Here is a 13916-nt window from a genome sequence, read left to right on the forward strand (position 1 = left end):
AATCTTGCATTGAGACATATTTTATAAACACAAATATCGAAATTTAATATTTCCCCACAACATTTAGACTTGATCCTATTTGCCCAGAAAAGTAGCAAATGATACTTATAAAAATCGGGACATTTTTTAGCTTTTATGAGTGCAGCTATCCATTTTATTATTTATAAGAAATTTCACGGACATTGTCTGAAACACAGGTGTTTATTCGTTAAATATTGATTTTTAGATATATAGCTATTTCTTTTTTCGTAGTTTTAGTAGAAGTCATTTGATGTAAATATTAAAAACTATATCACATTGGAAAAAAATACTTCAAAAAAGTTATTACTTGCCATTATGTTTTTCTGTTCTATTGTCAGTTATACGCAAACGTTTAACGTAAGTTATGGATTACCTGCAATAATTGTCGTAAATGGCGGAACTGTTAATTTTGGTTCGTCAGGTGAGATTGAATTTTCAATAGAAAATACTACTGTTGGTAATAATGGTAATTTAAATGTTCAAAGTATTTCTTCAAATAACTCCAACTTAATTGTTTTGTATACTTATCCTAAAAAACCTTATTTCATTTCTGATGATAAGTTTAAAAGAGGTGACTCAGGGGAGTTTAAAATAAAACGGAATTCATATAATTGTGGTACAGGTTCCTCCGTAATTACAGTAAAAACAAATTCTACGATAGATTTTACTTTTACAGTTACTTTCGATAATAAACCGTCTATTTCAGTATTAGGAGGGGCTCTTACACAATCTATTACTAATGGCCAGACAGTACCAACTTCGGCTACTGGAACTTTATTTGGTACGATAGATGTTTTTGCTACTACAGACAGAACGTTTTATATAGCTAATACAGGAACTTGTCCACTATCAAGAGGGATAGTAACAAGTTTAATTACCGCATCTTCATTTACTACTACCTCAGGACCGTCTTCAGATTTTTTAATAATAACTCAACCAATTACGAATATTCTAAATAGAGGTGCTACAACAAATTTTATTATTCGCTTCACTCCACAATCTCCAGGGACTAAGTGGGCTCAAATAACTATTCCAAGTAATGATCCTTTAAAACTATCTTATACTTTTACAATTAAGGGAGAAGGATATGATTCTACAATCAACGGTCCTGGTGGTGGAAATCCAAATTTTAGACTTTGGCTTAAAGCAAATAGGGGGATTAATTTGACAACTGGTATGAAAGTACCTATATGGAAAGATTTAGGGTCTCTTGGTAAAGATGCAACTCAAGTTTCGGCTGCACATCAACCTACATATATAGATGATAGCAATGGTAATATTAATTATAACTCTGTTGTGAAATTTGAAAATAATGGTTCAACAGTTAGTCAGTTTTTGATTAATACTGATAATGGTTATTATACTCAAGAAACGTTTATAGTTATGGAACCGGATGTAACTATTAATAGTGCTACAGCTGGTATGACAATTATTTCAGGTACTTCAGCAGCAAACCCGTTCTATCCAATTGTTTCAGGTGAGCATACAGGTATTGGTTTTGGGGATTTCTCGACTCGTTTAACAAACGAAAAACTGTGGATTAATCAATGGCAAGAGACTATTACAGCACCTTATTATAGTGTAGGAGATGAGTTTGGAAATTATTCAATAGGCGGTATTATCAATGCTAGAAACAGAACAGCTGCTGCAATTGATGGTATAGAATTATTATTTAATACAAATGAGATTCTGGCTCCTCTGACAAGTTTAAGTTCCGGCTACAGTAATTTGGGCTATCTTGATGGTTCAATTTATAAAGGGACTCCATATAATATTGGGAAAAATATAAATAGCGGTACTGATTATGGCAACCTTAACGGTAGAGTAGCCGAGGTCATTTCTTATGCTTCCCGTGTACCTGATACTAACCGTCCTAAGATTGAAACCTATCTCGCCATAAAATATGGTATTACTTTAGGAATAAATGGAGCTAGCAAAAATTATATTAACTCTGCAGGTAATGTAATTTGGGATATTGCTCTAAATGCAGGTTTCAATTATAATATAGCGGGTATAGGTAGAGATGTAGCATCAGATTTATATCAAAAACAATCTAAAAGTTCTAACAACTCTTATGAAGTTACCATAGGGTTAGGAGAAATTGCAATGACTAATAGCGCTAATATTAATGAGTTTAGATCAGATTATGATTTTTTAGTTTGGGGTTCTGATAATGGTTCCTATAATGCTGGAAGTATTAATACAACATTATTACGAACAGGTTTAACAACTACAGTTACTAAAATTAGAAAAAAATGGAAAGTAGTAGAAACCGCTGGGGATATCGAAAATATATTTATTGGTATTCCTGAAGCTGCTTTCGGCTCGTTTTCAAAATTAGCTACTGAAGAGTACGGGCTTATTGTTAGTGACGATAGTAACTTTAGTGATAGTGATATAATTGATGTAATTCCACTTAGATCTGACGGAAAGGGGAATTTACAAACCTGGTACGATTTTGATGGTACTAAGTATTTTACTTTTGGAAAAATACCTAAAGTAACATCGAAAGAATTAGCAAATCTAGGAGGTGGAGATTATTTTGTTGGGGAATATGCTTTAAATCTTAATAGTGGTTCCTTTACTATAGGTTGTTGGTTAAGAAATGATGGAACAGTTAATGCTAATAAAACAATAATGAGTAAAGGGGTTAATTTAGAAATGCGACTAAATTCAGCAAATAAAATTGAAGGGTTGTGGGACGGTATTTTACGATTTGTATCTAATACTGCTGTAGCAGACGGAAAATGGCATAACATAGTAGCTGTTTATTATTTAGGTAGTGCTGATATATATATTGATGGTGTATTGGACTCTTCCACTTTTAATATTCAAAATCCATCGCCTAACTATTCACGATATTCTTTGGGGGCCCTTTATGTGAATAAAGGTGATGTGAGAACACCTTTTTATGGTGAAATTGACGAAATTCATATCTGGGATATGGCATTAACCTCTGGGCAAATCAATTATTTGATGAATCAAGAAATTGAGAAATATGGTTTAGATAATACAACAAATGGTAGAGTGTTGCCACGAAATATCTCTAATAATGAGGTTAAAACAATACCATGGTCTACATTAAAAGCCTATTATGATTTTAATACTTTTTATGGAACTACCGTAGAGGGCTTAACTAACGATCGGAATTTCTTGCGAATTAAATATTTAGATAAAGATAAAAATAGTACTGCTGTTCAAACGGCTCCATTGCCTTATGAAACAGTTGCTGATGGTGAATGGAACGGTACTAATTCATTAATGTGGAAAAATGGAGATATTCAAACAATTCCAAATGCAGTTTCTATAGTAAATAGTGGGTTAACGGTAAATGGTAATATTGTTAAAATTAAACATAATGTTGGTTCAGTAGGGAATAAAACTGTTTTAGGGTTATTTGTTGAGGGTACTGATGCGAGTACATCTAAAACACTATCAGCAAAAAATAATACTAAAATAGAAATATCACATTATTTAAAATTAGATGGTTTAATAGATTTGCATGGGCGCTCCCAATTAATTCAAACACTCAATAGTGAGCTAGATAGCTCCAGTAAAGGATTTATAAAAAGAGATCAACAAGGAACGGTAAATAAATATAATTATAATTACTGGTCATCACCTGTGGGGCCTATAAATACTACTGTCAATAATAATGATTATTCAGTTGCTGCTGTTTTTAAAGACGGTACATCGTCACCACCACTGTCTATAGACTGGTTTTCAGGTTATGACGGGAGTCAGACTTCGCCATTAAGTCTTGCAAGGTATTGGTTGTATAAATTCCAGAATGGAACGCAGTATGCTAACTGGGTAAGTCTTACTGAAACGGATGCTATTAAACCCTCGCAAGGATTTACTTTAAAAGGAGCTGGAGCAGTAGATCCCGACAATTTGATAACTCAAAATTATACATTTGTTGGGAAACCTTATAATGGGCTTATCAACATTAATTCGGTTTTACCTGAAAACTTATTCTTAGTTGGAAATCCGTATCCTTCAGCTTTAGATGCTTTTGAATTCATAAAAGATAATATTTCCATTGCAAATGGAGGGTATAATACAAAAGATATAATCGACGGGACCTTATATTTATGGGAACACTCACCTAGTAATGCAACTCACTTTTTGTCTGAATATGCAGGTGGATATGCTACTTTAACTTTAGTGGGAGGAGTTGCTCCAGTTGCTCCGGTGGGAATTAGTGGAGTGGGGACAAGTTCTAAAATACCTTATCAATATATACCAGTTGGTCAAGGTTTTTTTGTGAGAGGTGACGCAAATATTGTAATCCAGGAGTCTGTTATTTTTAATAATAATCAACGTGCCTTTATAAAAGAAGATGCATTTGACGATGTCTTACAACCAATTTCGAATACCTTATTTAAAAACAGTAGCAGGAATGGTAAAGCTAAAACGGTAGACCATTTCACTGACAATAGCAATGACATAGTATTAAATGATTACAATACAAAAATAAGACTTGGTTTTTATTCAGATAGTAATTTACACAGACAATTGTTATTGGGGTTTATGAGCGAAAATGCAACTGACGGTATTGACGTTGGGTATGATGGATATCAAATAGATACACAAGCTAATGATTTTTATTTCGTAATTAATGCTAATAAATATTCTATCCAAGCTGTTGGTGCTTTTGATATCAATAAATCAATTCCGTTAGGGGTAAAAGTTGATTCAATAGGAACGGTTAAATTTAAGCTTGATGCAATAGAATTTTTACCAGACAATATAAGTATATTGATACACGATAAAGAAACCGCTACTTTTTATGATATATCTAAAAATACCGTTAAAGTTAATCTTGCAGCAGGTACCTATAATAGCCGCTTTGAATTAACGTTTAAAGTAACTGATTCAATCATAGAGGAAGAGAATGAAGAATTGGAATCAGTGCTTTTTATTTATAACAATGATTTGAAAAATAAAATATTTGTAACTAAGAATCAAGATGTTACTATTACAGCTATTTGGGTTTACAATATTCTTGGGCAACAGTTGATTTCAGTTGAAAAGATATCCGATCTTGATACGATAGAAATTCCTTTCAATGTCCAAAAAGGGGCTTATATTGTTAAAATTAAGACTAATATGGGAGTGGTTACTAAAAAAGTTTTAAAACAATAATATTAAAGTTTCTAATAAGTAAAACTAAAAAAGATATCATTTTTGATGTCTTTTTTTTTGCTTTAGCTAGAGAAATAGTCTCAAATTTCATATTTTTATAAAAATTTTTTTATGGATTCTTCTTTAAGATTTTGTTTGGTTGTAAGTTTTCTTTTATTGTTTATTTCATGCAAAGCACAAGTTTCTTATCCTTCAAATGGAACAAACAATGAAGAGGTCGAAAATGATACCACATTTGTGAACTTAAAAGATTATAGCTCTGATTTTGTTTACGACATGAAATATGCCACAACAGATAATTTCTTGAAAGCAAAAGTCTATGATTGCGCAGAATGTTACTTGCGTCTGAAAACAGTCGTTGCTTTAATCGAGGCTAATAAAGAATTTATTAAAAAGGGATATAGAATTAAACTTTTTGATTGTTATCGCCCATTAGATATTCAAAAAAGAATGTGGAAAATTGTTTCTAACCCACAATATGTAGCTGACCCGGCTAAAGGTTCTATTCATAATAGAGGAGGGGCGGTAGACATCACTTTAGTTGACGCTTACAGCAAGGAACTGGATATGGGGACGCCCTTTGATTTTTTTGGAGAAGAGGCTAGTCATGGTTATACTAAGCTATCAGAAGAAGTGAAAAACAACCGCATTCTATTAAAAAGCATAATGACTGCAAATAATTTCAATTCCTTTGATTCAGAGTGGTGGCATTATAATTTAAAATCGGGTTTAAAAGATAACGTTTCAAATGTGAAATGGGATTGCGACTAAACTAGTAAGAAAGGTAAAATTTAGAATGTAAATTTCACCTTTCTTTTTTATAGAACTGAGAATTTTTATTTTAAAATATTTTCTATTGTTAATAGTTCATTCTCAGAAAAAACTAAGTTTTTCAGACTATCAATATTATTGTTCAACTGTCCTACGGAACTGGCTCCAATTAAAACCGAATTAACTCTATTGTCTTTTAGTAACCAAGCTAGCGCCATTTGAGCTAAAGACTGATTTCTATCTTGCGCAATTGCATTTAGTGCGATGATTTTTTGTATTCTCTCTTCAGTAACTTCATCGGTTTTTAAATGTCCGTTGGGATTAGAAGCTCTAGAGTTCTTTGGAATACCATTTAGATATTTGTCAGTTAATAGTCCTTGCGCCAATGGGGAGAATGCGATACAACCGACCCCTTTTTCTTCCAACAGATCCAACAGTCCTCCTTCTGCTTTGCGCACAAACATGGAGTATTTTTCTTGATGTATCAGGCAAGGTGTTCCTAATTGTTTTAAGATAGCAGTTGCTTCACGAGTTTGCTCAGTGTTATAATTAGAAATTCCCGCATATAATGCTTTCCCGCTGCGTACTGCATGGTCTAAAGCCATCATTGTTTCTTCTAAAGGTGTTTCTGGATCAAAACGATGTGAATAAAAAATATCAACATAATCAATATTCATACGTTTCAAACTTTGGTCTAAACTAGATAATAAATATTTTCTAGAACCCCAATCTCCATAAGGCCCTTCCCACATTGTAAATCCTGCCTTGGTTGAAATAACCATTTGGTCGCGCAAGTTTCCTTGAAAATTATTTTTAAGTATTTTACCAAAATTAGTTTCTGCAGAACCCAGTACTGGTCCGTAATTATTGGCTAAATCAAAATGGGTGATCCCTTTATCAAAAGCTTCTTTGGCAATACTCTGTGCATTTTCAAAAGAATCTACAGATCCGAAATTGTGCCATAATCCCAGCGATATTTGTGGTAGTAACAAGCCACTTTTTCCACATCTATTATATTTCATAGTATTAATTTAGAGGTCAATGACGAAAAGATTTTTAAATATTAAAAAACTACTTCTTTATCGTCGTGTTTTATAGTGGTAGTCATTTACAAGTGACTTAAATGAATTTTTATGAGTCTATTGTAATTTAAAAATAAATAATTAAAGATCCTGCTTCTTAAATGAAACTGGATTTTTAGTAAGTTATTCAACACATCGTAAATTAGTAATAAAATAGTTTTCAGGTTGATAGATTTCATTATTTAATTCCGACTTGAATTCTTTTTTAATTACGTAATCTTCAGTTTCGGTTAAATACTTGATTCTCATCATTGAAACAGGAGAACTTTTTAAATCTTCAAAACTACCTTTCATAAACATAAATGATCCTACCGTGACTCTATTGTCAAAACCATTGTCGTCTCGCACCATGGTACCGCAATTTTCGTCGTCAATATGTAATAAGGTAACTATTTTACCATTTTGCAATTGTAAAAACAGTTTTGAATTTTTATCGAAACAGTTTGCTTTTAAAAAATCTTTACTTTTTTGAATAAGTTGAATATTTAAGGTAGGTAGTCCATCCGTTAGTGCTAATGAATAAAATATATAGCTGGAAGTTCCTGCAAAGACTTTCTCAGAGATCATGTATTCCTTAGTAGACTTATAAGTTCCAATAGAATCATTTACGTTTGTACTATAGTCGCATGGTGTTTGCGCAAAAAGATTTCCTGTTAGGAAAAAGAAAACTATTATAATTAGTTGTTTCATTTTTATTGTGTTTTGTTGCAAATTAAAACAATTTTATTGTTATTTTCATCAGTAGTAAAAAAACAATACACGTTTCCTCCGTCTTTTATTTTCCATTTTTTTCGAATATTTTCAACGGTGTCTGGAAAATTCCTAGTGGTAATGTTTCCTTTTTTGTTCTGTAAAAAGGTTTTCATTTCAAGTTTATTGTAGGGAATACAGCTCTCGATATTGAAAACTCTTCCTGGGAATGAAATTAAATTTGGAGAAGTATATAAATGAGAATGCTTGTGTAGCTTGTTTAATCCATAAGACGTGCTTATTTCATCAAACCCTCCTGATTTCATTATTGCACTATTAGGTTCATATAGGTAGCTTTGAGGTGCGCTGTAGTTTGCAAGCTGTGATTGATCATCCCAGACAAAATTAAAAGTTTCTGTTTTTTCTTTGAGTATGTTGACTGTTTTAATCTCTATTTTGCCTCGGTAGTCTTTATGTAGTTCCCATAGCAACTCTTTTACATCATTTTCTAAAGCTACAATATGTATGACTTTTACATTTTGCAACTCTAATATACCTGCTGAAATATCCAGTAAAGGAGCTGTTTTTATTAGAATAGCTTCCGAATGTTCAAAATACGTATCGAGATTTTCAGGAACGTTAGGCAAGCAGTCTTTTAGCATAAAGACTTTACCTTTAGCATCATTACGTCTAGAAGGATCAATATAGATCCAATCCCACTTTTGGTTTAAGGATTTTAAAGTATTTAAACTGTCTCCTGCATGGCAAACGACATTATCTACGTCTAATTGTATATAATTGTGTGCTACGATTTTAGATAATTGTACATTGATTTCGCAGTGGGCAACGGTGTTTATCCTTTTTGAAAAATAGTAATCGTCTACACCAAAGCCTCCGGTTAAATCAATAAGAGAGTTGCCAGAAACAATAGTTGATTTATAAAGTGCTGTTTTTTCTGAGGAAGTTTGTTCTGTAGAGATTTTACTAGGGTAAATTATTTTTTTGGTGTTAAACCAATTGGCTAGTTTGTCTTTTGCTTTCGTTTTCGCTTCAATCTGATTCAAAATAGAAACCCATTCTACTTCTGGAAATGGATTTTTTTGCAAGGCTAATTTTGCTATGCTAACACCCGTATTAGAATCTATAAATCCTTGAATTTCAGAATTTAATATGTTTAAATCCAAAATTAAATGTTTTTAGTTAAAAGTAGGATAATCTTATTCTCTGGAAAAAACTCTTTACCTATTACTTTTAGTATGGTATATAGAGGAACCGCTGCAATCATTCCTAAAATACCGAAGAGGAAGCCTGCGATTAGTATCACAAGAAATATTTCTAATGGATGCGAACTGACACTTTGAGAAAAAATAATGGGTTGGGATAGATTATTGTCAATAATTTGAACAATCCAAAAACCAAGTAGCACATATATTGTGGTAGGTAGAATTTCTGATTGAAAATCACTTCCTAAATTACTAAGCATTGTTAAAATTGCTGCTAAAACGGAGGCAATTAATGGTCCTATGTAAGGGATAATATTTAAAACAGCGCATAAGAAACCAATGATAAAAGCATTGGGAACACCAAAAATTAGTAAGACGGTAAGATATAAAACAAAAACAATAAATAATTGCAGTAATAAGCCAATAAAATAACGTGACAACAAGGAGTTTATTTTTTCTAAAGAATTTAAAACTTGATCTTCATGACTATCTGGAATTAATCTTTTTAATCCTGTAAAAAATGATTTTCGTTCTTTAAGAAAGAAAAACGTTATAAATAATACAGATGCTAATCCCATTCCAAAACTACTGATCGTCCCTAGGATTGCATTTAAAAAATTGGGAATAATATTGAAATTTATTTTAGAGCTAATTTCTGATGCGCTGAGTACTTTCGACGAATCAAGGTGGTGGTTCTCTAAAAAGACGCTGATTTGATTAACTAATTGAATGGTTTGTTGTTCAATAGCGACAGTGTTTAATAGCGACAAATTTTGACCTTGAGACAAAATTAAGGGAATAAACATCATTATAAAGCCCGCGATAATTACCATGAAAATAAATAAGGTACCGATGGTTGCAAATACGTGATTAAATTTTAATCTTTTTCTAAAGAAATCTAAAATGGGATTTCCAATTAATGTTAGGATTAAAGCAACAATGAGGTATATTAATACAGATTGGATTCGGTAGAGAAAATAAAGAAGTACCGCTGTTAAGACGATAACGGTTATTGCTTTTAAAATTCCGTTCGCTATAGTTCTTGACGTAACCATGTGTTTTTTTTAGGATATAAAGATAAAAAAACTCGCTAATAAGTAGCGAGTTTTAGTGTTTTTATATTTGGCAAGAATTAGATTCCGAAAGCAGCTCTCGCTCCTCCAGAAACAAATATTGAAGCGATTCTGCTTTTTTGTCCGTTAGAGAACATGTACATACCTCTATCATCTGTATAATCCATATAATTCATTGTCATTTCGATAGGTGTTCCGGTGCAAGTTGAATAATGAGGATACGCAGGTACACCATAATTAGCGTCATTATGAGTTGGGGTATCAGATACATAATCGCTTCCGCAAGCAGCATCTCCCCAAATATGACGTAAGTTCATCCAATGTCCTACCTCATGTGTAGCAGTTCTTCCTAGGTTGTAAACTCCAGAAACGGTACCCGTTCGGCCAAATGCATTATTGTCTATTACAACTCCGTCAGTTGCAGATGAGCCTCCAGGAAATTGTGCATAACCAAGAATACCACCTCCTAAATTACAAGACCACATGTTTAGCACTGTTGTAGGTGATGTAGGTGCTATTCCTTTATTTGAAGTTTTCATAGCATCATTAGTAGAAAAGGAAGTTGTTCTTGTAGATTTTCTTACTATGTTTTGTAGTACAAATGTTATTCCCACATTTGCTTTTACTCCAGAGAATAATGCTGGGACATCATTGTAGTCAGCGTTAGCTCCATTAAAATCTTCGTTTAAAACGTCAATTTGAGATTGAATTTGTTCATCAGAAATATTTTCAGCTGAAGTTTTGTACAAAACGTTTACAACAACAGGGATTTCGACTTTCCCGTTTACTAAACGACCTGTTAATTTGGCGTTTTGAGTAAAGGCTTCAATTTGGTTCATTCTAATAGCTAATGTTGGGTCAGCTGCTAATTGTGCAGCAAGCACTTCTTGAGAGGCACAACCACGGTGGGCAATCGTGTTTGTTGTTAGGGTAGTTAATTCTGTCTGATCGTTTTGACAAGAGAATAGCAACGTAAGTGCTATCGCAGAAAAAATAATTTTTTTCATAATGTTAGTAGGTTATGTTAATATAATATGATTTAGGGAAATCATTTGGCAATTTTATAACAAAAACAATTATAAAAAAAATAAATTTGGAAAATAAATTAACAAAAAATTAAGATTGCTGATTTTGCGCGCTTTTTTAAAATAAAACTACGAGTAGAATGCTTTTAAATGAAAGATAAATCTTATAATTCGTTAGTTTTAAATTGTTGAATGCGCTGCTGCTATTTTTTGAAAATGGATCTTTAGGAATTACACAATTATTTTAGTTATTGAAAATGTAATTTATGATGTTTGCGCCCATTTTCAAAGCTTTTTCACGGACAGCTACAGGATCGTTATGGACTTCTGGATCTTCCCAGCCATCACCTAAATCACTTTCGAAAGTATAAAGTAGGACCAACCTATTTTCTACAAAAATACCATAGGCTTGAGGACGCTTTCCTTCGTGTTCATGGATTTTGGGTAATCCACTGGAAAACAGATAAGGTTTTTGGAATATAATGTGATTAGAAGGTATTTCAATAAGTGGGTTGTTTGGAAATATTTTTTTTATTTCCTTTCTAATATATTGATCCATACCATAATTATCATCTATATGCAGAAAACCTCCAGCAATCATATATTTGTTTAGATTACTAACTTCAGCATCACTAAAAGCAACATTTCCATGTCCAGTCATATGAATGAAAGGATAAGAAAATAGATCTGGACTACCGGGAACAACCGTTGCGGGTTTTGCGTTTAAGGTAGTGTTTATATTCGCATTGCAGTATTTAATGAGATTGGGTAATGAAGTAGGATTGGCATACCAATCACCACCACCACTATATTTTACTAAAGCAATTTCTTGAGAAAAAGAGGAGATAGAAAGCAACAGTAAAATAAAATATATTCTTTTCATTTGCTAATGCGTATTGTTTTTATAGATTAGATGGAATTCGAATTCACATTATCCTGTTTGAATAAATAGAATTGTAAAAATTCCATATTTCTTCTCAAAAAGTGCTATTCTTCATTGAAAAATGCAATACTATGACAGGCAACAATTGCCGCTGTCTCTGTTCTTAACCTAGTATTTCCTAATGATACAGGAACATATTGATTATCAATTGCCATCGCGATTTCTTTTTCAGAGAAGTCTCCTTCAGGACCTATAAGCAAAGTGATGTTCTCATTTGGTTTCAAAACTGATTTTAATGTTTTTTTATCCGTTTCCTCACAATGTGCGATTAACTGTACCCCTTCATTTGTTTGCTTTAAAAAATCTTTGAAAGATACAGCCTCGTTCAATTTAGGAAGATACAATTCGTTAGATTGTTTCATCGCGGCCAAAATAATTTTGTCAAAACGTTCGTTATTAATCACTTTTCGTTCAGAGCGATCACATATAATAGGTGTTATTTCCTGAACTCCTATTTCGGTAGCTTTTTCAAGAAACCATTCGTAGCGGTCATTCATTTTTGTGGGAGCAACGGCGAGGTGCAAATGGTATTTTGATTTTGGCTTTTTTTCGAAAGAAATAATTTTTACGGTGCACTTACTGTCAGAAGCCAGAGTAATTTCTGTTTCGAATAAATAACCCTCGCCATTAGTTACAAATAGTATATCGGTATCTTTTTTACGCAATACCTTAATAATATGTTTGCTTTCTTCTTTGTCAAAAGAAAAGGTTTCTGTCGTTTCGTCTATATTGGGATTGAAAAATAATTGCATAATTTAGAATTGTATTCGTGCTTTAGAAACTACCGCAGCAGTTTCAAATTGTTGTGATAAAAATTTTTGATAACCTACAATTCCAATCATTGCAGCATTATCGGTAGTGTATTCAAATTTTGGAACAAATGTTTTCCAACCGTATTTCTGTTCGCTATCTTTTATGGCTTTTCTAATTCCAGAATTAGCAGATACGCCACCGCCAATGGCGATTTGATTAATCCCAGTTTCTTTTACCGCTAATTTTAATTTATCCATTAAGATTTCGACAATTGTATACTGTATAGAAGCACAAATATCATTTATATTTTCAGCAATAAAATCAGGGTTCTCTAACTTTTTCTTTTGTACAAAATATAATATAGCTGTTTTCAAACCTGAAAAACTAAAGTTCAAACCAGGAACTTTGGGTTTGGTGAATGCAAATGCTTTCGGATTTCCTAATTGGGCATGCTTGTCAACTAAAGGACCACCAGGATATGGAAGACCTAGTATCTTTGCGCTTTTATCGAATGCTTCACCTACAGCATCATCTGTAGTTTCTCCAATAATAGTCATGTCAAAAAAGTTGTTTACTTGCACAATCTGAGTATGACCGCCACTGATAGTTAGCGCGAGAAATGGAAAACTAGGTTTTTCAAATCCTTCTTCATCTATAAAATGAGCTAAAATATGAGCGTGCATATGATTTACTGAAACGAGCGGAATTTCTAAAGCCAAAGCCATCGATTTAGCAAAAGAACTACCCACAAGTAGCGATCCCATTAATCCGGGACCTTGTGTAAATGCGATTGCTGACAATTGTTCTTTACTAATATTTGCTTTACGAAGTGCGGCATCGATAACCGGAACTATATTTTGCTGATGTGCACGCGAAGCTAATTCAGGCACGACACCACCATATTGGGCGTGAATTAGTTGATTTGCCACAACATTAGACAGTACTTTGTCGTTATGTAGAACGGCTGCTGCCGTGTCATCACAGGAACTTTCGATAGCAAGAATAAAAACCTCGGAATTTTGCATAAAAAGGCACAAATTTTTGAATTATATTTACAAACCGATTTTATTTTTTATAATTTTACGGCGCAGCCAAAATTAAAGAATTTTTATTAAAGGTGCCGCTCTTTCCTTGGGCAAAATAATATTTTAGGATAAAAATAAAACAACAATAGGTATCAAAAAATT

Annotated in this window: 10 protein-coding genes; 2 read left to right on the top strand and 8 right to left on the bottom strand. The window is 32.7% G+C overall.

The window, feature by feature from the left end; all coding sequences use genetic code 11:
* Positions 1-297 precede the first annotated feature (297 nt).
* Both QO200_RS11415 and QO200_RS11420 read left to right on the top strand, forming a co-directional pair.
* Complete coding sequence (locus QO200_RS11415; protein ID WP_371540050.1) at positions 298-5169, top strand: LamG-like jellyroll fold domain-containing protein; 4872 nt, start codon at positions 298-300, stop codon at positions 5167-5169.
* 111 nt (positions 5170-5280) lie between these two features.
* Entirely contained in the window at positions 5281-5940 is a 660-nt protein-coding gene (locus tag QO200_RS11420; protein WP_371540055.1) for a M15 family metallopeptidase, read from the top strand.
* A 65-nt stretch (positions 5941-6005) separates the two neighbouring features.
* Here the strand turns inward: QO200_RS11420 and QO200_RS11425 are convergent, their stop codons facing one another.
* The 8 genes from QO200_RS11425 to tsaD all read right to left on the bottom strand — a co-directional run bounded on the left by QO200_RS11425 (position 6006) and on the right by tsaD (position 13754).
* Complete coding sequence (locus tag QO200_RS11425; protein WP_371540060.1) at positions 6006-6962, bottom strand: aldo/keto reductase; 957 nt, start codon at positions 6960-6962, stop codon at positions 6006-6008.
* Positions 6963-7145: 183 nt separating this feature from the next.
* The gene (locus QO200_RS11430; RefSeq protein ID WP_371540065.1) at positions 7146-7712 is read right to left on the bottom strand and encodes a hypothetical protein; all 567 of its coding nucleotides are present in this window, start codon (positions 7710-7712) and stop codon (positions 7146-7148) included.
* Positions 7713-7714: 2 nt separating this feature from the next.
* A complete protein-coding gene (locus QO200_RS11435) occupies positions 7715-8896 on the bottom strand; it encodes a class I SAM-dependent methyltransferase (RefSeq protein WP_371540071.1) in 1182 nt (393 codons plus the stop codon).
* A gap of 2 nt (positions 8897-8898) precedes the next feature.
* A complete protein-coding gene (locus tag QO200_RS11440; protein WP_371540076.1) occupies positions 8899-9990 on the bottom strand; it encodes an AI-2E family transporter in 1092 nt (363 codons plus the stop codon).
* A 77-nt stretch (positions 9991-10067) separates the two neighbouring features.
* Complete coding sequence (locus QO200_RS11445) at positions 10068-11015, bottom strand: zinc metalloprotease (RefSeq protein ID WP_371540080.1); 948 nt, start codon at positions 11013-11015, stop codon at positions 10068-10070.
* Between the two features lie 262 nt (positions 11016-11277).
* Positions 11278-11916, bottom strand: a complete 639-nt coding sequence (locus QO200_RS11450; RefSeq protein ID WP_371540084.1) for a DUF4159 domain-containing protein — start codon at positions 11914-11916, stop codon at positions 11278-11280.
* A 104-nt stretch (positions 11917-12020) separates the two neighbouring features.
* A complete protein-coding gene (locus QO200_RS11455; RefSeq protein ID WP_371540089.1) occupies positions 12021-12728 on the bottom strand; it encodes a 16S rRNA (uracil(1498)-N(3))-methyltransferase in 708 nt (235 codons plus the stop codon).
* Between the two features lie 3 nt (positions 12729-12731).
* The gene (tsaD, locus tag QO200_RS11460) at positions 12732-13754 is read right to left on the bottom strand and encodes a tRNA (adenosine(37)-N6)-threonylcarbamoyltransferase complex transferase subunit TsaD (RefSeq protein WP_371540094.1); all 1023 of its coding nucleotides are present in this window, start codon (positions 13752-13754) and stop codon (positions 12732-12734) included.
* Between the last annotated feature and the right edge of the window lie 162 nt (positions 13755-13916).

It is taken from the genome of Flavobacterium sp. Arc3, from assembly GCF_041431375.1.
Lineage (GTDB): Bacteria > Bacteroidota > Bacteroidia > Flavobacteriales > Flavobacteriaceae > Flavobacterium.

Bases quoted from the DNA above. Each gene is read 5' to 3' on its own strand.
- QO200_RS11420 (WP_371540055.1), top strand. From the start codon at position 5,281: ATGGATTCTTCTTTAAGATTTTGTTTGGTTGTAAGTTTTCTTTTATTG.
- QO200_RS11425 (WP_371540060.1), bottom strand. From the start codon at position 6,962: ATGAAATATAATAGATGTGGAAAAAGTGGCTTGTTACTACCACAAATA.
- QO200_RS11430 (WP_371540065.1), bottom strand. From the start codon at position 7,712: ATGAAACAACTAATTATAATAGTTTTCTTTTTCCTAACAGGAAATCTT.
- QO200_RS11440 (WP_371540076.1), bottom strand. From the start codon at position 9,990: ATGGTTACGTCAAGAACTATAGCGAACGGAATTTTAAAAGCAATAACC.
- QO200_RS11445 (WP_371540080.1), bottom strand. From the start codon at position 11,015: ATGAAAAAAATTATTTTTTCTGCGATAGCACTTACGTTGCTATTCTCT.
- QO200_RS11450 (WP_371540084.1), bottom strand. From the start codon at position 11,916: ATGAAAAGAATATATTTTATTTTACTGTTGCTTTCTATCTCCTCTTTT.
- QO200_RS11455 (WP_371540089.1), bottom strand. From the start codon at position 12,728: ATGCAATTATTTTTCAATCCCAATATAGACGAAACGACAGAAACCTTT.
- tsaD (WP_371540094.1), bottom strand. From the start codon at position 13,754: ATGCAAAATTCCGAGGTTTTTATTCTTGCTATCGAAAGTTCCTGTGAT.